This window comes from Paenibacillus sp. P13VS (assembly GCF_015143645.1).
Lineage (GTDB): Bacteria > Bacillota > Bacilli > Paenibacillales > Paenibacillaceae > Paenibacillus > Paenibacillus xylanilyticus_A.
The window spans coordinates 18261-41124 of sequence record NZ_WYEV01000001.1 but is presented as its reverse complement, the minus strand read 5'-3'; the positions used below and the strand labels follow the sequence as shown (position 1 = coordinate 41124).

18 protein-coding genes are annotated in these 22864 nt (G+C 46.5%); 15 read left to right on the top strand and 3 right to left on the bottom strand.

Annotation, left to right across the window (positions count from 1 at the left end):
- Positions 1-51: 51 nt before the first annotated feature.
- From GUA98_RS00170 to GUA98_RS00150, 5 genes are all read left to right on the top strand, one after another.
- The gene (locus tag GUA98_RS00170) at positions 52-804 is read left to right on the top strand and encodes a TrmB family transcriptional regulator (protein WP_193721807.1); all 753 of its coding nucleotides are present in this window, start codon (positions 52-54) and stop codon (positions 802-804) included.
- Between the two features lie 93 nt (positions 805-897).
- On the top strand, positions 898-2061 hold the full coding sequence (locus GUA98_RS00165; protein ID WP_193721695.1) for an MFS transporter: 1164 nt from the start codon (positions 898-900) through the stop codon (positions 2059-2061).
- A 193-nt stretch (positions 2062-2254) separates the two neighbouring features.
- On the top strand, positions 2255-3259 hold the full coding sequence (locus GUA98_RS00160) for an ROK family protein (protein ID WP_193721694.1): 1005 nt from the start codon (positions 2255-2257) through the stop codon (positions 3257-3259).
- A gap of 145 nt (positions 3260-3404) precedes the next feature.
- On the top strand, positions 3405-3698 hold the full coding sequence (locus GUA98_RS00155; RefSeq protein ID WP_193721693.1) for a DUF3817 domain-containing protein: 294 nt from the start codon (positions 3405-3407) through the stop codon (positions 3696-3698).
- Between the two features lie 200 nt (positions 3699-3898).
- Complete coding sequence (locus tag GUA98_RS00150; protein ID WP_193721692.1) at positions 3899-4504, top strand: pentapeptide repeat-containing protein; 606 nt, start codon at positions 3899-3901, stop codon at positions 4502-4504.
- Between the two features lie 138 nt (positions 4505-4642).
- Here the strand turns inward: GUA98_RS00150 and GUA98_RS29905 are convergent, their stop codons facing one another.
- Positions 4643-4774 carry a hypothetical protein gene (locus tag GUA98_RS29905; RefSeq protein ID WP_260504145.1) on the bottom strand — a complete coding sequence of 44 codons (132 nt, stop codon included), beginning with the start codon at positions 4772-4774 and terminating at the stop codon, positions 4643-4645.
- 201 nt (positions 4775-4975) lie between these two features.
- On the opposite strand from GUA98_RS29905, the gene GUA98_RS00145 reads away from it, so the two are divergent.
- The 6 genes from GUA98_RS00145 (at position 4976) to GUA98_RS00120 (ending at position 11555) form a co-directional block, all read left to right on the top strand.
- Positions 4976-5308 carry a thioredoxin family protein gene (locus GUA98_RS00145; RefSeq protein ID WP_193721691.1) on the top strand — a complete coding sequence of 111 codons (333 nt, stop codon included), beginning with the start codon at positions 4976-4978 and terminating at the stop codon, positions 5306-5308.
- A gap of 106 nt (positions 5309-5414) precedes the next feature.
- The gene (locus tag GUA98_RS00140) at positions 5415-6437 is read left to right on the top strand and encodes a LacI family DNA-binding transcriptional regulator (RefSeq protein WP_193721690.1); all 1023 of its coding nucleotides are present in this window, start codon (positions 5415-5417) and stop codon (positions 6435-6437) included.
- 116 nt (positions 6438-6553) lie between these two features.
- A complete protein-coding gene (locus tag GUA98_RS00135) occupies positions 6554-7549 on the top strand; it encodes an ABC transporter permease (protein WP_321573816.1) in 996 nt (331 codons plus the stop codon).
- A 15-nt stretch (positions 7550-7564) separates the two neighbouring features.
- Complete coding sequence (locus GUA98_RS00130) at positions 7565-8452, top strand: carbohydrate ABC transporter permease (RefSeq protein WP_095287395.1); 888 nt, start codon at positions 7565-7567, stop codon at positions 8450-8452.
- Positions 8453-8537: 85 nt separating this feature from the next.
- A complete protein-coding gene (locus tag GUA98_RS00125; protein ID WP_193721689.1) occupies positions 8538-10181 on the top strand; it encodes an extracellular solute-binding protein in 1644 nt (547 codons plus the stop codon).
- A 21-nt stretch (positions 10182-10202) separates the two neighbouring features.
- A complete protein-coding gene (locus tag GUA98_RS00120) occupies positions 10203-11555 on the top strand; it encodes a glycoside hydrolase family 30 protein (RefSeq protein ID WP_193721688.1) in 1353 nt (450 codons plus the stop codon).
- 62 nt (positions 11556-11617) lie between these two features.
- On the opposite strand, the gene GUA98_RS00115 is transcribed toward GUA98_RS00120, so the two are convergent.
- Entirely contained in the window at positions 11618-12016 is a 399-nt protein-coding gene (locus GUA98_RS00115; RefSeq protein WP_193721687.1) for a hypothetical protein, read from the bottom strand.
- A gap of 218 nt (positions 12017-12234) precedes the next feature.
- Here GUA98_RS00115 and GUA98_RS00110 point away from each other — a divergent pair, with 218 nt between their 5' ends.
- Positions 12235-13326 (top strand): glycosyltransferase, encoded by a 1092-nt coding sequence (locus GUA98_RS00110; protein ID WP_227779315.1) that lies wholly within the window; start codon positions 12235-12237, stop codon positions 13324-13326.
- Between the two features lie 28 nt (positions 13327-13354).
- On the top strand, positions 13355-14410 hold the full coding sequence (locus GUA98_RS00105) for a glycoside hydrolase family 99-like domain-containing protein (protein ID WP_193721685.1): 1056 nt from the start codon (positions 13355-13357) through the stop codon (positions 14408-14410).
- An 86-nt stretch (positions 14411-14496) separates the two neighbouring features.
- Here the strand turns inward: GUA98_RS00105 and GUA98_RS00100 are convergent, their stop codons facing one another.
- A complete protein-coding gene (locus GUA98_RS00100; RefSeq protein WP_193721684.1) occupies positions 14497-15330 on the bottom strand; it encodes an AraC family transcriptional regulator in 834 nt (277 codons plus the stop codon).
- 121 nt (positions 15331-15451) lie between these two features.
- Between GUA98_RS00100 and GUA98_RS00095 the strand changes: the two genes are divergently transcribed.
- Positions 15452-16909 (top strand): alpha-L-fucosidase, encoded by a 1458-nt coding sequence (locus GUA98_RS00095; RefSeq protein ID WP_193721683.1) that lies wholly within the window; start codon positions 15452-15454, stop codon positions 16907-16909.
- 665 nt (positions 16910-17574) lie between these two features.
- Positions 17575-22791: a S8 family peptidase gene (locus GUA98_RS00090; RefSeq protein WP_193721682.1), complete on the top strand. Its 5217-nt coding sequence runs from the start codon at positions 17575-17577 to the stop codon at positions 22789-22791.
- Positions 22792-22864: the final 73 nt, after the last annotated feature.

The following is a 22864-nucleotide window of genomic DNA, read 5'->3' as shown; positions in this document are numbered from 1 at the left end:
AAACTAAAACAAACAGAAGGAAACATAACCAGAAGGAGCGCGGGTCCAAACATGTTGCAGAAATTCGGTTTTACGCAATACGAAAGTCAGGTTTACGAGGCAATCTTCGCTCAACAGGAACCACTCGATGCATCATCCATCGTCAATCACTCCAATGTGCCCAAAGCCAAAATTTACGAAGTATTAAACCGGCTTATTGATAAAGGAATTGTATTAACTACCATGCATGGCAAGAAAAAATTGTATACGGCCGTGGATCTCCAGTCCGTTATTTTGAAGATCAAGGCGGATTTTGAGAAGGACATTGAGGAATTGAACACCTATAAAATCAAACGAACGTTTACGGATGAGCATATTTGGACATTGAAGGATGAAACATCGATTGGTTCCAATATTGAGCAGCTTATGGCAGAGGCCGATTCATCCATTCTGTTTCTAGCTTGGAATGAGAAGATGGAGAACTACCGTACGCTCTTGGAACAAAAGGAACAGCAAGGTGTGCATGTTGAGGTATTGTCAGTGGGAGGATTAGAGACATCCTTAACGAACAAGTACGCTTTAATTCCCATGCTGGACAAGCTGGAACCATTGCAGCTGCTGATTGTAGACCATGCCTATCTGCTGTTCGCAGGCATTGAAAATGACTCCTGGAAAGCGATTAAGACGACGTCCAAGCCGATTGTCAAAGCGATGACGGATTATTTTTATCATGATATTGCCCTCACTCAAATCACCAAAAAATATGGAGATCAACTGCTGCAGGACGAAGAAATATCCAAGCTGCTGGCCCGGTTGATTTATTAGAAAGCTATTCTTTTATGGAATAGTTTTTTTTATTGAATTTTCACTCTCATTAGGTTACTATCGTAGTTGTAACTTTTGAGGAGGATTCATGAAATGAATAAAAAAGTATATTTGCTTGCGATTGCGGCATTTGTGGTTGGAACCGTGGAACTCATTTTGGGTGGTATTCTCGATCTGATTGCTGCAGATCTTCATTTGACTCTGGCGAAGGCCGGTTATTTAATATCCATCTTTTCGTTGGTATATGCCATATCTGCACCGATTCTGTTAAACGTAACGGCCAGATTTGAACGTAAAAAGGTATACATGTACACCCTGCTGATCTTCCTGGTCAGCAATCTTATTTCCGCTTTCAGTGCCAACTTTTATATGCTGATGGCAGGCAGGGCACTCGGGGCTGCGACAGGCTCACTCATTTTTGTATTGTCCCTGACACTTGCTGCTCGCATTGTGGAGCCGCAGTACAAAGGACGTGCGGTAGGGATCATTACGATGGGTGGCAGTGCATCACTCATTCTCGGTGTGCCGCTCGGAATATTTGTTGGTAATCTGGCCGGATGGCGTGAAGTCTTTATTTTTATTGCCATTTTGACTGCCATTGTCATGGTAGCCATTGGTCTTGTCATGCAGCGGGTTCAGCCGGTGCCTGTCGTCTCTCTGAAGCGTCAGTTTGCTGCACTGTGGAATCCGAGGATGTTAGCGATTCATGCGACCACCTTATTGGTGCTGGCGGGTCATTTGACGTTATATGCGTATTTCACACCATTTCTCCAGGAAACGATCGGTGCAAGTTCGACTATGGTTACCTTTATCTACATGATGTTTGGCATCGCGGCTGTTGCCGGTGGGGGACTTGGGGGCGTATTATCGGACCGCCTGCATCCGGCAAAAGCCATCGTCATAGTGTTAATTCCTTTCATTGTAAGCATGGCTGTGATCCCATTCAGTGTTGAACTGCCTTTAATTGCATTCCTCATCCTGATGAGCATCTGGAGTGCCTTGAGCTGGACGGTTACGCCAGTGCAGAATAGTCTGATTATCAAAACATCTCCAGAAGCAGCGGAATCACTGATCAGCACCAATTCGGGAATTGCCCACGCAGGGATTGCCCTTGGCACGTATGTTGGCGGGATGGTGATTGATCATTCCACTATTATGTATAACGGCTGGGTTGGTTCGATTCTGATTCTTCTGGGCTTGGTCTCGGCCATATATTCAATTAGTCGCAAGGAACAATCGGTACAGGCCCCTGCATAAGAATGATACAAAAAGAGTGCATCAGTCTATCGAATCAGGGTAGATGGTGTGCTCTTTTTAAAATTCGTAAACCTGAACAACGCAGAATGAGTGTCATGCCAATGATTCGTTTTTATAGCAGCCGTTTTTAATCACTTTCAAGATATTGTATAGTGATTACATTGACGTTCGAAATTTGGAGGCTGGAACGCTTATGAAAATAGCAAACGCTAATTTGATGAAAGAGATTAATATAAACAACGTGCGCCAAGTCATGAAACAGGTGGAGACAGCAACCAAGCCACAACTTGCGTCGTTGACCAAATTGAGTGTGGTTACGGTGAATTCACTGGTTAAGGAATTGTGCGAGCTTGGGGAGCTGTACGAGGATGAGACAATTCCATCCAACGGGGGGAGGCCCGCGCTAACTTATCGCTACAATTATGATTTCAGTCTGGCCCTGGTGATCTATATGAATGACAAGCAAGGACAGGATGTCATTACGGCAACCGTCATCAATTTGGAGAATACCATTTTGCTGAAAGAAGAACATACCCTGCCTGAATTTGACCAAACACAATTTCTCGGAATCATTGAACCTATCCTCGCTGAGCATCCTTCCATCAAAGGCATTGGTATCGGGATTCCCGGGCAAACGGTGAACGGAGAGATCACGGTAAGCAGTCATCAGCAGCTGAAGGGTTTCCGTATGGCTGAAGAGATTGAAGCAAGGTTTGGACTGCCAGTCATGGTGGAAAACGACGTGAATGCTGCAGTTAGCGGTTATTGTTCCCAGCAGGAACTGGATGAGGGAAATAGCGTGATTGGAATTTACTTCCCGACCCATTATCCTCCGGGCATGGGCATTTACCTTAATGGCAAAGTCGTTAAAGGCAAGAACGGCATGGCTGGGGAAATTAAATTTCTTCCCTTGGAGATCGATTGGTACAGTCCAATGGAGTCAAACGTATTTGCTGAAACGGTATATCGAATCATTCATACCGTAAATGCGATCCTCGCACCGGACAGGGTTGTGATTTATCAAAGTCAGGTAGAAGCAGAGGCGTTTATTCAGGGCTGGGAATCGTATCAAGCGGAGCAGCTCATGCCTGTTTTCCCGGAAGTCATTTTAAATGAATCATTTCAGGAGCATTTTGAAGCAGGCATGCGGTGGTTAACCTTAAAAGAGCTTGAGCCTAACATCATTCAGATTACGTGAATCGTTCATAATAATAAGAACCCACCCGCAGATTCAATAATTATTCAAATTTGAACCATTTTTGCTTCCAAGCCATGCGTTATACTGAATGTGGAGAACGTTACATAATTCACAAACGAGGATTGGAAAGGTGAGATGGAATCTGATGAAGACTGTGATTGGCCGATTCAAAATTGCAGGAATATGCGAAGGTGTTTCCTTGCTCTTGCTTGTTCTTATTGCCATGCCTTTGAAATATTTGGCGGATATCTCTTCTCCGGTGGCCATTATGGGCATGATTCACGGGATACTGTTCCCACTTTATCTTATTGCATTGGTACATTTGGCTGTTGTAAAGAGGTGGAAGGCGGCACGCTGGTTCAAGGGTGTCGTGGCGGGTTTGCTGCCATTTGGAACCTTTGTTTTTGAGTCTTATTTGAAGAAGAGAAACTGGAATTAAACTTTAAACACATGATGAAAAAGGGCGATCAGCCTACTGTAGAGCACAGTAGCAGAAGAGACGCCTTTTTTTGTTGTCTTGATCGTGACAAATTAAAACCCTTGACTTTTACGTTCACTTAGGCAGGTACTTGACAGGGGTATGGTATAGTATAAAAAGTTTGAGTTCATAGAATGTAGATGTAAGCAGGAGGTTTAATCGTGTACCAATATAAGGATCAGGAATATGAAGCAGTGCATTTTGACGGGCATGACTTGAGATACGGAGAACTGATGCGCTGTGTTTTCAAGCAGTGTACCTTTATGAATGCCTCCATGGAAGAGATCGAGACGAGCAATTGCCGGTTTATCGAATGCGATTTCAGAGGAGCGAGCATGAACGGGTCGTTTCATACGGAATCTGCTTTTGAGAACTGTACATTTAGCGGAGCTAACCTTTTTGTCTCCAAATTTACATCCTGTAAAATGACCGGCTCTGATTTCTCGGGAGCACAGATGGACGGCGTTACCCTTATCAAGGGGGACTGGTCCTATACGAATCTGAGACACACGAAGCTGGTCAAACAGGATCTGCGGGGCATTCGCTTCTACGAAACGGATTTTTCGGATACGGATCTCGGGAAGGCAGATCTCAGAGATTGTGACATGACCAGAGCAACACTGAGCAGGGCCAAGCTAATGGGAGCGGATCTGCGCGGAGCTAATCTGGAAGGCATTGATCTGAAATCCCTGGATGTCAAAGGGGCACGTATAGATACGGAACAGGCTGTATTGTTTATGCGTTCTTATGGCGCAAAGGTAGATTGACAACAAATTAAAATGGACACAAATCCGTATGAATCTACAGGTTTGTGTCCATTTTCGTGCCATCATGAAGCCGACGTTATATGTAATCACTAAGAAGTTAGCTTTGTTTTGAAAATCTGTTAAAAAGTTACGAAGTGCTTATTTAACTGTACCCGTTTCACGATCTGACAGTAGACTGAATCCGTTGTCAACCGAAGCAGCGGAGGCGGAAGCAGCGAATGAAGCGAACAGACAGAGGGCAGCGAGGAATAACATGCTTTTTCTTTTCATAGATAAACCTCATTTCATATAAGATGGTTATACTTATCCAGTGTAATCCATATTGTATGATTTTGGAAAGTGGAATTTTAGATTCAGTTGAACTTCGCCTGTAATGAATAGATCATCCACTTCATTGTGCATTTTATAAGTGCATTTAATCATGGTACACTCATACTTGCTATATTATTTTGAATTGAGACGGAGGCGCCAATGAAAGAAATATATGAGTTAACATCCATGGACATGGTTGATTCGTTTATCCAACAGCATGACCTGACTTTTCTGTACGTCTCCAGGCAGGAATGCAGTGTGTGTCATGCCTTGCTGCCCAAGATCAGAGAACTGCTCCAGCCTTATCCGTCGATTGCTCTGGGACACATCGATGCGAATCAGGTGGAAGAGGTGGCATCAAAGTTCCTCATTTTCACCGTTCCGATGATGCTTGTTCTGATGGAGCAGAAAGAAGTGGTGCGGGCGGATCGGTTCGTTCGTCTGGATCGTTTGGCTGAGCAATTGCAGCAGATTTACAGCTCATACGCATAAAAAAAAGCATAAAGTTCAGTATTAAAAAATTTAATTGTTGTGCTGAAAGCGGTTTTATGCTAATTTAACAATATAAAAACGTTTTTATAGCAAAGGACTAATCATTATGGCTAAGATTACGATCAAAGATGTTGCAAGGGAAGCAGGCGTTTCCATATCCACCGTTTCCAATGCGCTGAATGGTGTGGACGTACTGAATCCGGAGACCAAGTCTCATGTGCTGAAGGTGGCTGAGCGGTTAAATTACGTTCCCAATCTGAATGGCAAGCTGTTAAAATCCGGACAAACCAAAATGCTGGGCTTCTTCACGACCAGTGTATCAGGCCCGTATTTTTACAAACTGGTTGAGTCCATGTCCCGCGAGTGTGACCGTCTTGGCTATGGGCTTAATGTATTTGTCACCAAGGATAAGCAGGTCATCATGAGCAATATCATGGGGCGCCGTGTGGATGGTGTCATTATTTATGAAGAACTGCGAATTGATGAGCAGGATATTCTGTCCATGCAAAAAGACAAGATCAAGGCAGTCTTCCTGGACCGTGTCTATCAGAGTGAAACGATGGGAAGTGTCATATTCGACTCGTATGTGGCAGCATATGAAGCAACGAAGTACCTGATCTCACTTGGACACAAGAAGATTGCTTACATCTCCGGTGTGGATACGATGTTTGACAGCGTTCAGCGTAGAGACGGGTATCTGGCAGCTTTGCGTGAATATCAGCTTCCGGTGGATGATGACTATATCATTCAGGGTTATTTTGAGGAAGAGAGCACATACAGTGCCGTTAAGTCCTTTTTGCACCTGCATCCAGGCAAGCGCCCCGATGCATTTCTCGCGGGGAATGACCTGAGTGCGGTTGGCTGCATTCATGCATTAAAATCCGAAGGGTATGAGGTTCCTCAAGATGTAAGCGTGGTGGGTTTTGACGATATTGATATCGCTCCGTATTTTTCTCCGCCGCTCACGACAGTAAGGAATCAGATTGCAAGGCAAGGAATACTGGCCATTAACCAATTGGTTGGCATGATCAAGAAGGAAGAGCAAGGTTCAGCTCAAAAATTATCGGGTGAACTCATCGTCAGAGGTTCAAGCCACGTAAAGATCGGCCGGAATGATATCGAAGCATAGTTGTGTAGGATCATTTCGGTCTTTTTTTAAATGAAGAAAGCAGAATATGGGGGTTTTTATGCACAAAAATAAAAACGTTTTTATGATTATGGAAAGTCAGAGGGGAGCTATGGAACGTGAGTAAATTAGCTGTTGAGAAGGCAGCCGGGAATACGCCAATTGGGTCAGGTCCTAAATACAGAAAGCCGCTAGGACAGCGGGTTAAAGAGTTCTTCATTGACTATCGCAGACAGTGGGAAATTCAGTCCATGATTATACCGGGCATTATCTTTATGATCATTTTTTGTTACGTTCCGATTTATGGTCTAACGATTGCTTTCAAGAATTACACGGTCATTGATACGCTCGCTACCGCACCGTGGGTAGGCTTGGAGAATTTTAGAATCATCCTGTCGGATAAATATTTCTGGGATGCAGTTGTGAATACGCTGGGCATCAGCTTTCTCAAATTGGGGATCGGCTTCGTCATTCCCATTATTCTTGCGATCATGATCTACGAGCTGAACAGTGGACGGTTCAAGAAATTTGTGCAAACGATTTCATATTTGCCGCACTTTTTGTCCTGGATCGTACTTGGCGGCATGCTTATCACCTGGTTTTCTACGACGGGGCTGTTCAATCAGATCCTGCTCAGTCTGGGCTTGATCTCGCAGCCGCAAAACATCCTGCTGGATGCCGGAAAGTACTGGTGGATTGCTACATTATCGGATATTTGGAAAGAGGCTGGCTGGGGGACCATCTTGTATCTGGCCATTATGTCGAAGATTGACCCCACGTACTATGAAGCTGCCAAAATTGATGGTGCAAGCAGGCTTAGACAAATCTGGAACATTACGCTTCCAAACATGAGATCCATCATTAGCTTGAATCTGATTCTAACGGTAAGCGGTTTACTCGGCTCCAACCTGGATCAGACACTGGTTCTGATGAACTCGCAAAACCGTGAAAAAGCAGAAGTCATCAACTCTTATGTATATCGTATGGGGATGTCTCAGGGTGACTTTTCGTATGCGACAGCGGTTGGACTCGGTGTCTCGATTGTGTCCGTCATTTTGCTGGTTACCGCAAACAAGATCACGAGCAAGCTGAACGATAATCAATCTGTGCTGTAGAAGGAGGCGTAACGCGTGAATGGAAAGGTGGCAAAAGAAGATCTTGATAGCCGGATCTTTGATACACTGAATATTATTTTGCTGGTCATATGTACCATTGTTATTGTGGTCCCGCTCTGGAATGTGGTTATCTCTTCCTTTAGTTCCGGCAGGGCGCTGGCGGAAGGCGGGTTCATCTTCTGGTCACCGGAGTTCTCGCTGGAGAACTACCGGGCTGTATTTAATGATTCAAGCATTTGGCAAGCCTTCTTCATCTCGGTTTCCAAAACGACGATTGGAGTGGTTACTCACGTATTTTTCTGTGCCATGGTGGGCTACGGCCTGAGCAAAAAATACATACGGGGCCGGAAGCTATATGTTGCCATGGGTGTAATCACGATGTTCTTCTCGGGCGGGATGATTCCAACATACCTGTTGATCAAATCACTCGGCTTGCTCAACAGCTTCTGGGTGTATATCATTCCGGCGCTGTTTAGTTTCTATGATGTCGTCATTCTGATGAACTTCTTCCGGAACGTCCCGGATTCTCTGGAGGAGTCAGCCAAAATCGATGGTGCCGGAGACTGGCATATCTTCCTCAAAATCTTCATCCCGCTCTCCATGCCGGCAATGGCTACCATTGCGCTGTTCAATGGAGTGGGGCAATGGAATGATTTTATGACAACCAAGTTGTACATTACGGATCAGTCATTATATCCACTGCAGATGATGTTATATGAGATTATTGTGCAATCCCAGACGCAATCCATGCAAAATATCGGAGGCTCTGCAGTCATTGAAACCACGACCAAAGGTGTGCAGCTCGCCACGATCGTCATTACCACTTTGCCCATCGTGCTGATCTATCCCATCCTTCAGAGATATTTTATATCAGGAATGATGCTGGGAGCTGTCAAAGAGTAATGCCAACTCTGCCAACTCAAGTTGGATCTAAAAAGGTTTTTGAATGCCTGTGAAGGCATTTACTACATTCTGAGGAGGAATCTCGATGTTAAACATGAAGAAGGCCATCGGTCAGACGGGGGTTAAACTGAGTGCTGCCCTGCTGACAGCAGTATTGTTGGTTACAGGATGCGGAGGAGGAGCAGGTGGCTCCGGTGAGGGGAACTGGGTTTCCATTGAAGACCGATACACGGTTGATCCAGAGACGCCGGCTTGGCAGCTGGACAAAAAAGAGGAGGTAACGGATCTAACCTGGTACGTTAACGCGGACTGGTGGAATACCGATTTTGGCAAAGACATCGTCACGAAGAAAATCAAAGAGGATCTGAACATCAACATCAAATTCATTACAGGGGATGACACGAAACTAAATACCTTTTTTGCCGGTGGGGAGATGCCGGACCTGCTGACCGTATTCGATTCTAACTCTCCTGTCGTGCAGAAGGCTGCAACCTGGGCGCTGCCGCTGAATGATCTGGCTGAGAAATATGATCCGTATTTCAACAAGGTGGCTGCTGCAGATACTCTTAACTGGTTCCAGCTGGCTGATGGCAAGACCTACGGATATCCGAACTATTCCAATACACAAGCCGATTATGATAGCGGTAACATTCCGGCCAAAACAGCATTTATCATCCGTAAGGATGTCTATGAGGCACTGGGAAGTCCAGTCATTGGAACACCGGAAGAATTCCAGAGCGTAATGAAGCAGATCAAAGAAAAGTTTCCAACGTTGATCCCATTCGGATTTAACGCCATCGGAGAAGGTACTGGTTCGCTGGGAGATACGCTGCAGGATTTCATCGGTGTACCTCTGGAGAACGAGAACGGCGAGTTTTATGATCGTAATTTGGATGAAGACTACCTCACTTGGTTGAAAACGCTGAACACCGTATACAGAGATGGCAATATCAGTGATGACAGTTTTGCAGATGACGGTACGGCCTTCGAGGAAAAAGTGAAATCGGGAAAATATGCAACGATGCTGCTGGACGGCACACCACAGCAAGGAGGCAATCTTCAAATTTATATGAGTGCTAACCCTGGCAAGGAGTATATCGCAATTGACGGTCCACAGAGTACCAAAGGCCATGCTCCAACGTTGAATCAATCCGGCATAACGGGCTGGATGATCAACTTTATTTCCAAGGACAGCAAGGATCCGGCCAAAGCCATTCAGATCTTCACGTATCTGCTCAGTGAGGAGGGGCAGACGCTGATGAACTACGGTATCGAAGGTGAAACCTACGAGACCCAAGCGGACGGTACGGTTGAATTACTGCCAGCCGTGAAGGACCTGCAGCTCAACAATGCGGATAAGTTCAAAAAGGATTATCGCATGGGCGAATTCATGTTCTTCGGTCATGATCGTCACAAAGCGTTAAGTGCCGATGCTTTTCCGGAGTCGATTAAACAAATGCAGGAATGGGGCAAAGGCAAGCTGAAACCTCATTTTATTCTGGAGAATATCAATCCGGATCAAGGAACACAGGAAGCACGTGCCTTGTCAGCCATCAACACCAAATGGAATTCGACACTGGTAAGCATGGTTCGAGCGAAGGATGATGCTGCATTTGATGGTGCACTTGCCGCTTACAAGGCATTCCTGGATGAAAATCGCTGGGATGAGATCGTAAAGGTTCGCAGTGAGAAGATGAAACAGAATAAGGAGAAATTAGGCATCCAATAAAAGAAAACCGGAGGGGATCAGATGAGCCAATTCAAGATCTATCGATCAACAGGAGAACATGAACTATTTAAGCCGGTATCAGAAGAACAATTGAACTTGCTTCAATCGAACCGGGAGCCAATTGAAGTCAAGCTGGATGATCAGCATACTTTTCAGGAGATGGATGGTTTCGGAGCTTCATTTACCGATTCGTCAGCGTATCTGATTCATCAGATATTGAGTGAAGAACAGAGGGAGAAGCTGATGATCAGGCTATTTCACCCGCAGGATGGCATCGGCTTGTCGGTCATTCGCAATCCAATGGGCGCTTCGGATTATGCCAGAACGGTATACAGTTATAATGATCTGCCTGAAGGGGAAACTGATCCGGATCTCGTTCGTTTCAGTATTGCGCATGATGAGGAGGATGTAATTCCCTTAACCCGCAAGGCGATCGAATTAAATCCGGATCTGAAGCTCTTTCTTTCGCCCTGGAGTGCTCCGGGTTGGATGAAAACAAGTGGGTCCATGATAACGGGACAACTGAAGCATGAGTATTATCCGGTGTACGCCGAATATTTTGCCAAAACCATCAAAGCGTACGGGGAACATGGACTGCCCGTCCATGCAGTGACACCGCAGAATGAGGCATTGTATGAACCGGGCCATTATCCAGGCATGCTGATGCCTGCGGAAGCACAGGCCGATTTTATCAAGAATCATCTAAAACCTGCCTTTGTCAGCCAAGGCATTCAGACCAAGATTCTCTGTTATGATCACAACTGGGATGAACCGGGTTATCCACTTACCGTGCTGGAGCAGGCGGGAGAGGACGTTGACGGTGTTGCCTGGCACTGGTACGGGGGTGAAGCATCGGCACAAACAAAGGTGTATCAAGCGTATGCTGGAAAGGAAGTACATTTTACAGAAGGATCAGGAGGGGAATGGATTCCACCGTTCAAACAAGCCTTCTCCAATGTCATGCGAACGGGAATTCAAATATTACGCAACTACAGCAAGTCTTTTGTACTTTGGAATATGGCGCTTGATGAAAACAATGGGCCGACGGTTCCGGGCTTCGGTCGCAGTACTTGCCGGGGAATCGTGCAGGTGAATCAGCAAACAGGTGAGCTTGTGTATACGCTGGATTATTATGCTTTGGCTCATTTTAGCGCAATCATTCGCCCGCAGGCCGTTCGCATTGAATCCAGTTCCAGCCAAGAATCCATAAATAACGTTGCCTTCCGTAACAAGGATGGTTCAATTGCCGTAGTGCTCTTCAATGAGGGAGAAGTGTCCGAAAATATCCGATTGAACATACGCAACGATAAGCTTTTGAATCTGACAATGGAGCCACAAAGCGCCTGGTCTATATTGATTCCTAATCCATCATAAGAACAGAGAAAAGCCGATATGCAGAGAGAAACTACTCTGCGTACCGGCTTTTTGCATACCTTTTATATCATCTGAATAGCCAGATTCGGTGTTCCTCCACTATCATCGACGAATAATACATATTGATTCCCACTCGTTCCAGTCAAGACAAGGCCGGGTTGATTCAGGACGCCCGGATTATAATATAACAGCTGCTGCAGAGCTGGTAAGACAGCAGGAAGCGTTGGCTGATTCAGAGCCATGAGCTGGGTAGCTGCTTTTACACTGTCCCCTGCCTCGATCACTCCGCCGACACCAAGATTATTCGTAATGGATGCACTATCGTTAATCTGCAGGCTGTTCGCAATGGTCTGGCTTCCGTTGACCTGCAGGTCTACTCCGATCGTTTCATTGCCATTCACTTGCAGATCCTGATTGATGGTCTGGCTTCCCGTTACGAGAATGCTATTAAATGTTGGCAAACATATCAACTCCCATCTGGTCTTGATATATTCTATGAGGACAAGAACCGGATGGACACGGGGTTCTTGCACATTTATGAGGAGATTTCCCACTCACTCCTGGTTGAACACCTAAAAATACAACTCTAGAAACCTAGCCAGTCTTCCATGCATATTGTAGGCAGTGAGCGTCAATCCGCATGAAACGGGAGGGATCGGTCATCACTAAAAAGAGACGGATGCAAGTCAAATCTCAAAAAAACAAGCTCTCTGCAGAACTGCCCAACCGAATGTTGATAAAACAGATGAATGCCACGTTGAATCGGAAACTGAAGTCAATTCAGCATCATCTGACCGCCCAACAGGCGGATCTGCAGCAGCATTTGATGCAAACGCTACAGGATGTCATTCATCCACCCAAGGAAGTTCCTCCGGATGTCGTCTACAAACAATTGAATGTTCTCTTCATTACGCCTTGTAATGATCGAGCATCCTCTTCCATTTCCATTCTCGTGGAACAGAGTTTGAGGCATCTGGTGAAAAGCATATATGAAATTAAGGCGATTCAGCCTGTTGGACCTTATTTGGAACGTTCCAAAACAGACTTGGTTCTCGTACTGGGCGGGGAAGATGGAGAGATTCTGCCAGAGGAGAGCATGGAAGCCTTAAGGACTTCACCGGTCAAAAAGGCATTATGGTTAACCGACCTATCCGGTGTGAAACATTCGGAATCATTCATTTCCATATTTGACTATGTCTTTACACAGAAAGCGGAGAACGTTCCAACCTATGGACGCATGAGTAATGCACGATGTTATGAGGTTCCTTTTCCGCCCGATCCAAACGTATATTACCCGCAGTCCGTACTCACGCAAGATGAGTCGGATGTCTATATCATTGGAGATGCTCAGCCGGGCAGCAGCCTTGTCGATTTGGCGAATCATGCGTTGTTATCCGGCAAAGTGGTTCGAGTGGAGGGAAAAGGGTGGAAGCGATTCGAATCGTTTATCCCCGTGCATGCTCATGAGGATCGGGCTGCGTTATACAATGGCAGCAAAATGATTATTCAGGACAACTCTCCGGTTAGAAGCGTGTTGGAGGTAGCCTCTTGCGGCACGTTTCAGCTGAATTCGATATCGACGAATAGGAATCTGGATACGGACGTGTTCCAAAGCTATAACTCGCAGGAGGAGCTCATAGAGAAGTTTGACTTCTACTGGAACCGGGTGGATCAGCGAAGACTGGCGGCTTCCAGGGCGATGGCTTATGTCAAATACAATCATTCCTATCTTCAGAGCAGCCTGCAGCTTCTGGACCGCATCTTCCGATAAATCCGGCTGACGTATGGAGGAATCCCGATTGAAACTTATTGCGTTGTATTTACCTCAATTTCATCGTATTGCCGAGAATGACAGGTGGTGGGGAGAAGGTTTCACCGAATGGACCAATGTGAAAAAGTCAGTTCCCTTATACTCCGGGCATGTTCAGCCTAGGAAACCGTTACAAGAGTATTACTATGATCTGACCGACCCTGCAGTGCGCAAATGGCAGGCAGATACTGCAAGGAATCACGGAATATACGGATTTTGTTATTATCACTACTGGTTTAAGGGCAAGCGTCTGCTCGAAAAGCCGTTTGATGAGATTATACAAACCGGGGAACCTGATTTTCCGTTTTGCCTGTCGTGGGCAAATGAAACCTGGACACGTAAATGGGATGGTCAGGAATCGGACGTTCTCATTTCACAGGACTATGGAGACGAGAATGACTGGAAAGACCATTTCGAATATTTGGTGAGGGCATTTAAAGACAAACGGTATATCCGGGTAGACGGCAAGCCCATGTTCCTTATTTATCGGCCTGCCAGCATCCCCCGTTGTGAGGATATGATTCGGTACTGGCGCAAGCTCGCAGTGAAGCACGGGCTAGAGGGTATTCATTTTGTTGAAACGATAGGCGGGTTCCCGACTTACGCCAGTCAGGTGTTTGATGCAAGCATGGAATTTGAGCCGCATTATACCTTTGCCCATGGTCACACAAACGAAATTTGGATCGAGCTGAATATCGGCAGTCACAAGCATATTGTGGTGAACTACGACAAGGTATGGTCTGCCATTCTGGAAAGATCACCGCATCGAAACGGGGAGATCATCTACCCGGGTGCTTTTGTTAATTGGGATAATACACCCCGTCGGGGCATAGACGGGCAGAGTACCATCGGCTCGACTCCGGAGAAATTTGGGGTATATCTGTCAAGACAGCTGGAACGGAGCCGACATGGGTACAAAAGTGAGTTCATGTTCGTTAACGCCTGGAACGAGTGGGCGGAAGGGGCATACCTTGAACCGGATGAAGAGTACGGATATGCCTATTTGAAAGAAATCAAGAAAATCATCCAGGCAAGGAATCATTGAAATTCATAACTAGCTGTTGTAACTCACGGGGTTCCTTAGTCAGGGGACTCCTTTTGATGTTCAGAAACAGAGATACATAACCAGTATTATGTTACCAATCGTGTCGTTTGTTTGCGGAAATTTGTCGGGGTTAACCCGGTATGTTTCTTGAACAGCCTTGAAAAATAATACAAATCCCGAAATCCGAGATGTTCAGCGATCATGGTAATGGTGTTCGGCGTACAGCTGAGCAGCTCCTTGGCTTTGTCCACTTTTTTACCCGTAATGTAGTGAATGGGCGGTATGCCAACCTGCTGCTTGAAGAAGCGAATGAAATAGTTGGGATGCATATATGCGATCTGCGCCAGATCCTGAACGGTAATATTTTCTTCAATATGGGCATCGATATAGGCGAGGATGGCAGACATTTTCTCCATGACGGGTATATTCAGATACGTGATCTGTTCCAGATCCAGATTCATCAGATAGTGGGATATCAGCTCCATCAGTTTGCTTTTGGCCATCATGTGAGCATATACCTCACCGGATCTCGCATACAGAAGAATTTGATTGAAGATTTCATTGACCAATTCAGGGCGTTCTATGGTGCAAAAGTGAGGGAACTTCATAATTTGAAATAAATTAATTCCTCCGACCTTGGCGCTGAAATGACACCAATACTTCAGAAAAGGCTGATCGCTAATGACTGAATAGGATTGAGTGACCCCCTCTGGCATCAAAAAAAGCTGTCCAGGTACAGGATAATACTCCTGATCCCCAATCTTTAACCATCCTTCTCCTTCGCTGATCCAATAGAATTTGCTGTAGTCGGGGGTGTAATCCAGATAACGCCAGTCGCTATCGCACCGATTATAGTTGACCATGTATAATTCCACCTGCAGGTTGGACAGGTAGTTCGTAAGCAGCGTCTGATGATTCATGAGTGTATCTCCTTACAAGGTTATTATTGTGCATCCAAAAGTTAGTGTTCTGCATGTCCATCCCTTCAACCTACCGCTACAATACAAGGGAACAGGATAACGAAAGGGATGAGAATAAACGATGGAGCATACCGAATATTTGCAAAAGATTGAAGCCACCATTGCTGAAGGGCGATTCAAGGATGACTGGAAGTCACTCCGTGCGTATCAGGTCCCGGATTGGTACCGGAATGCCAAGTTCGGCATTTTCATTCACTGGGGATTGTATTCCATTCCGGCTTATGATAGTGAGTGGTACTCACGTAATATGTATATCCAGGGTTCCAAAGCCCATGAACACCATCTTGAAGTATATGGACACCCGAAGGAGTTTGGATATAAGGATTTCATTCCCATGTTCCGTGCGGAAAAGTTCGATGCAGACGAATGGGCCACATTATTCAAAAAGGCTGGAGCAAGATATGTGATGCCTGTCGCTGAGCACCATGACGGATTTCAAATGTATAAAAGCTCCATTTCCCACTATAACACAGTTGAAATGGGACCCAAACGGGATCTTATCGGGGAGATGAAGACCGCTTATGAGAAGCAGGATCTTACATTTTGCGTCTCCTCGCACCGGGCAGAGCACTGGTTCTTCATGTCCCACGGGAAGGAATTCGAATCGGATATCCAGGAACCCCTAAAACGCGGAGATTTCTACTGGCCTGCCATGCCTGAACCGGATCACCATGATCTGTATGGCTCGCCTCCTTCCAAGGAGTTTCTGGAAGACTGGCTGGTTCGCTGCTGTGAGCTGGTGGATCAATATCAGCCTCAAGTCTTTTATTTTGATTGGTGGATTCAGACTGCAGCCTTCAAGCCCTACCTGAAAAAATTCAGCGCATATTACTATAACAAAGGAGAAGAGTGGGGAATTCCTGTAGTCATTAACTACAAACATGACGCGTTTGTGCTGGGCTGTGCCGTTCCCGACGTGGAACGAGGGCAGTTTGCCGAACTCAAGCCCTACTACTGGCAAACCGATACGGCTGTCGCCAAAAACTCCTGGTGCTACACGGAAAATAACAACTACAAAACAGCGAATGAAATCATCAGGGATCTGGTCGACATTGTGAGCAAAAACGGCAATCTGCTTCTCAATGTTGGACCCAAAGCGGATGGCAGCATACCGGAGGAGGACCGGGATATTCTGTTAGCCATAGGGGAGTGGCTCGGCGTGAACGGAGAGGCCATCTATGATACTTCCTTCTGGCGTACTTACGGCGAAGGTCCGACAGAAGTGAAGGAAGGCCAATTCACAGACGGAGAACCCAAGATGTTTACCAGTGAAGATATTCGTTTTACAGTAAAAGACAGCAGTCTATACGCCACGGTTCTTGTCTATCCGGACAACGGAGAGGTTCGTATTCGATCCTTGAAAGAGAATTCACATCACTTCCAAGGAATAATCAAAAATATTGAGATTTTGGGATTTGATGAACGCCCGCAATGGGGAAGAACAGCAGATGCGCTGACGATCACAACAACTGATGTGAAGAGCGACTCGCCTGTTGTATTCAAGATTGAAATGGACTAAGCAAAGGATGGAGCCGGCAGCATTGTCGGTTCTTTTTGTTATTCCAATCGTTGTGTCGAGAGTGTGCTATGCAGTTCAGTTGTCTCTTACACAGCAAGTCTTAGTCATAAAGACATGATTTGAATCTATGACGGTACCAATGGTGCGCAATTGTGAAAAAAACGATACCAAGTTAAGAGAGACAACAGACATATAAAAGCATTAAAAAGTCTTATTTTCTATATTTTTCTAGAAAAGTGCTTGTACATATCAAATGGTGGCGATATACTATTCCATAAAAATCCATTTAAATTGCAATTTGGTTATTACATGTAATTTTAAAGAGATTCCCACATTACTCGCACAAATCGCAAATGAACGTTTCATTCACTCCCTGGCAAGCTTTCTGCTAACGCAAGTGATTACCCTCCTATATGAATGCTTATCAACATTCACTCTCATGTTTGGGCCTATCATTCTTCCATTTCTAAACTTCCAAGACTTACAATCTGCTGCTACCGTTTCATATCGCCTGTGTAACCAGACCTTTAAAGGAGGTGAGGCTCTATGTAATGATTCGGGCGTCTATTGGTGTCCGCAAAAGGCCGTAATTCCATTTTGATTTTAATTGAGAAGGGCTTAAGCATCAGAATAATCCAAAAACCGGGTAAAAGGAGTGGAAAAGTTTGATTAAGAGTAATCGGTTACGCAAGCCCATCTCCATGGGCCTCTCGCTTCTCCTTGCATTTTCGATTGTACATCCGGTTTCAGCTGAAAACTCCACATCACAAAAAATCGACATGAAATCAAGCCAGGCCAAGGTTTCGACATCCAAAGTCAACGCGAAATTGACCAAACAGTTTGAGGGTAGCGACTATGTCACCTATCTCGTAAAAATGAAGGAGCAGGTGGATACGTCAGCGGTCTCGAAACAGGCCATGGAAAAGGCGACGATCGAGAAACAGACGGCATCAGCGACCAAGCTGTCCGTACGAAATTCGGTTGTCAGCTCTCTCCGGGAAACGGCTTCGCGGACGCAGTACACGCTTGAAAGCTATCTCGAGAAAGAAATTGACAAAGGAAATGTCAAAGAATATAAAAGCTATTTTATCGTCAATTCACTCGCCGTAACGAGTACCAAGGAAGTCATGGAACAGATTGCTCTTCTGCCTGAAGTGGAGAAAGTTCTCCCTAACGAAACGCGTTACTTGCAAAAAGCTGAGGTGAGCAAAGAAAATGCAAGTGCAGCTCCGTCTGCAGCTCCTGCAAAAACACCGGTCAAGGAAGATGCAGCAACTTCCAAGGACTCGGCAGCTGCAACAAAGGATAATCTGACAACAGAAAATGTCGAATGGAATATCGATTATATCAATGCACCCGCAGTTTGGGAGAGAGGAATCGATGGAACAGGCATCGTCGTTGCCAACTTGGATAGTGGGGTTGATTACAATCATCCAGCTCTTCGCAGCAAATGGAGAGGATTCGATGCATCTGGTAATATCGTTGATCCAGAGCTTAGCTGGTATGATCCACATAGTAACGCTTCCCTGCCTGCGGATGAAGACGGGCATGGTACACATACGATGGGTACGATGGTGGGTTCGGAGGAAGATGGAAGCAATCAGATCGGTGTGGCTCCAGGTGCCAAATGGATCGGTGTGCGGATATTCAATCCGGAAACCACTGATGCCATCATCCTGGACGGCGGGCAATGGCTGATCGCTCCAGTGGATGCCGAAGGCAACCTGCATCCTGAGCTTGCCCCGGATGTTGTCAACAACTCCTGGGGTGGTGGTGCCGGACTGGACGAGTGGTTCCGGCCAATGGTACAAGCCTGGCGGGATGCACAGATTTTCCCTGAGTTTTCGGCAGGTAATGTGAGATTAACGAATCCAGGTGGCCCAGGCTCAGTTGCGAATCCAGCGAATTATCCGGAAAGCTTCTCCACAGGAGCAACAGATATTAACGGTAACCTGGCCTCATTCTCACTTCAGGGTCCATCTCCATATGATGAGATCAAGCCGGAAGTCTCGGCACCAGGAGTCAATATCCGATCAGCTGTTCCTGGCGGGGTATACGAGGGAGGTTGGAATGGAACTTCCATGGCGGGTCCCCATACGACTGCACTTGCTGCATTACTGCTCCAGGCCAATCATTCCCTGAGCGTAGATCAGCTGGAACAGATCATTATGGATACAGCAACACCGCGTACGGACAGTCAATTTCCAACTTCGCCCAACAACGGTTACGGGCATGGTATTATCAATGCCTTGGACGCTGTGGGTTCCGTGCTTGAAGGAATAGGAACCGTATCCGGACGAGTGGTAACGGCAGGAGATGATCTGGAAGAACCGGTACTCCAGCATACACCTGTGAATTCAGCCTTTACCGGACTCGATATTCCGCTGACGGCTCATGTAACGGACAATGTGGGAGTGGTCTCCGTAGAGGCTTTTGCCAAAACGACGGGAACAAGCCAGTATGTCTATCTGCCGATGAATCGCATAGCAGGAGACAGCAAGGATGGAACCTATTCCACTTCCATTCCGGCATTCCTGATTGAACCTGCAGGCGTGGAATATTATATCCGGGTTAACGATTACGGCAACAACGGATTTGACAGCCAGGTGTACAAAGTGGCTGTATCCAATGGAGTCCAGCCTGGATATGTTCAGGATTTTGAAGAAGATCAGTTGGGCTTCACAACAGGAGGTACAGGAAGCACATGGGTTTGGGGTGCGCCAACCAGCGGACCTGGCAGTGCAGCCTCCGGCGAGAAGGTCATTGCGACCAACCTGGAAGGTACGTATGCCGCAAACAGCAACGCCTATCTGCTCGCTCCACCTATTGATCTAACCGAAAGTCCTGAAGGGGCATTACTCTCGTTCAAACACTGGTTTGATCTGGAGAGCAATATTGACTTCGGTAAGGTATACATCGCGACAGAAGACAGTGACTATGTATTTGAAGAACTATTAAGCTTCACTGGCACAAGCGGTGATTGGAAAACCCAGTATGTGGACCTGCGTGAATATGCAGGAGAACAGGTGTTCATCCAGTTTAATCTGACCAGTGACAACACGGTACAAAAGGCAGGCTGGTATATCGATGACTTCTCTGTACAAGCACCAGATGATATCGCTCCGGGTGCACCTGTAGAGCTGAGTGCTACAGCTGACGTTTTGGGTAATGTGGCTTTATCCTGGAATGGACCTGACGATGAGGATCTAGAGTCTTATGTCGTGTATCGTTCGACAACTTCGGGTGCCGAATACGAGGCGATCGGAAATACAAGAGCGACAACATTTACGGATACAGCTACAGTAACGGATGCAACGTACTATTACACCGTTGCGGCTCTGGATTATAGCGGCAATGAGAGTGAAAAGTCGAATGAGGTATCCATCTCGGTTGAGGTGCCGGAAGACATTTACGTCGACCAATTTGACGGTAATGACAATAATGGCTGGACTCATTCGGGAACGAAGGATGAGTGGGAACGCGGGGTTCCAGTCAGTGGACCGGCGAGTGCCGTTTCTCCGCCAAATGTCTGGGCAACGGATCTGGACAGTACGTATGAGAATGGTTCAAACTACTCACTGGTTTCACCCGTTGTGGATTTGACGGATACCAATGATGCTACTCTGACATTCAACCACTGGTATGAAATTGAGAGCGGATATGATTTTGGCTATGTGGAAGCTTCATCTGATGGTGGAAGCACATGGTCAGAGCTGGGCAAGTTCTCACATAATTCGAATGGTAAGCAATGGACACCGGTCTTTTATGATCTGAGTTCGTTGACTGGAAACGAAGTTCAATTCCGATTCCGCCTGACCTCCGATAGCAGTGTGGTCAAGAGCGGTTGGTATATTGATGATTTCCGCATCTTGAGCATTGCTCCAGAGACGGTTACACAGGATAGTTCGGTAGTGCTGAGCAGTGACAAGCCAAAACCGGAATATGACAACTCCTGGTACAAGGTTACCCGAACCGATAAAGCAGAATTCAATCAATCCAAGCAGCAGCAGCCTGAGGCTGAGAAACCGGAAACAGGCTCCGTTAATCCACAAAGCCTGCCTGCAAGTGCAACGGTTACGGTCATTGAAACCGGACGTTCGGTGAAAACCGATCCATCCACAGGGAAATACAGCTTCACGCATGTGGCGGGTGATTATACTTTGAAAGCGGAGGCCTATGGTTATTATCCGCGTACACAAGCAGTAACCATTACCGACGGTAGTGGTGCAAAAGCCAATTTCAATCTGGAAGCTATACCTCATGGTACGATTGAAGGTATCGTTACCGACGAGCGTACAGGCGAACCGGTGGCCGATGCTTCCGTTCTGGTACTGGAAGATGCCCAGGTAGGCGAGGTTCGTACCGGGTCGGACGGCAGTTTCGTACTGGATGTGCTGGAAGGAAGTTATACCGTCTCCGTCAGAGCTGCAGACTATTACAGCAAAACCGTTACTGTGACGGTACCAGGGAATGGTGCTGCGGATGCAAGTGTGGCATTGAAGCCGTTTATTGGTTTCCCTGGAGAAATCGCATATGATGACGGTACAGCGGAGAATGCAAGAGCCTTTGTAGCCGCAGATAATGCCTGGGCGGTCCGGATGACACCTGAGCAAGCAACCGCTCAAGTAACAGGCGCATCGTTCCGATTCTGGAACACAGAGTGGCCTGTGCCTGGTGGAACCGGATTCCAATATGCTGTCTATGATGCTTCCGGAGCAAATGGAGCACCGGGGCGTTTGCTGGCTGGACCGTTTGAGGGAACAGCACTGCGCAACGATCAGTGGACCAGCGTTGAATTCCCGGAACCGGTCATCACGAGTGGAGATTTCTATATCGTGTATATACAATCCGTTGCAGGAACAAGTGCACCGGGACTCGCTACCGATGAGAACGGAACCAATGCCGGACGAAGCTGGCAGCGCGTAAGCGGCGTATGGGACACAGCACCGGCAGAAGAAGGTAACTATATGATTCGGGCGGTGGTGAGATATCCGGTAAACGCACCCGTTCTTACGGCACCAAGCAATACGTATTCCAATAAAACGACATTCACCGTATCAGGTACTTCTCCGGCGAATGGAGCTCAGATCAAAATCTACAATGGCAAAGATGTAGCGGGAACAACAACGGTAACCAACGGAACGTTCAAGTTTGACGCCAAACTTCGTTCAGGAGTCAATGCCTTTACTGCAGAGGCAATAATTGATGGTAAAGTAACGGATCGCTCACTTCCTGTTGTTATTATCCAGGATCTGACGCCTCCGCAATTGACTATTCTTACGCCTGAGGAAGGAAGTCGAACCAACGCTGAAGTGGTGCATGTTACAGGCAGCGCAGTGGATCAATTCCTCAACAAGGTTACCGTAAACGGCGAGACAGTCAAATTGGAGAAAGACCGAAGCTTCAGTCATCGTATTCTCGTCAATGAAGGCGAAAACACGATTACGGTCATTGCGACGGACGTCGCGGGCAATAAAACAACGGTAACCCGTAAAGTCTACGTGGAAACAACGCTGCCTGAGTTGACCAATATTGCACCTGCCGAAGATGTGCGAATTGCATCCGGAGAAACCGTAACAGTTTCCTTCGACAGTGCTCCAGGACTGCAGGCTTCATTCCGAATCCAGCTGCCGCTGAATCTGAATGCGGAAGGCGGATCGGAGATTCCACTGGTGGAGACAGAGCCCGGTCATTATACGGGAACATATACTACACCTTCCTCGTTAGTCCTTGAGGGTGGAGTCATTGTTATTCGCGTTCAGGATGCAGCGGGCAACAAAATCGAGACCGAAGCACCAGGTCGGTTATACGTAACTGCCGGGGAAGAGAACACTCCTGAACCGGAACCGGAAGTAACTGCAGAAGAGAATTTGCTTCCTTAAATCGCGAATGTCCATGAAGTAGAATCCATTCAATGAAGCAAGACCAGGGCCATGCGTTAGCATGAGCCCTGGT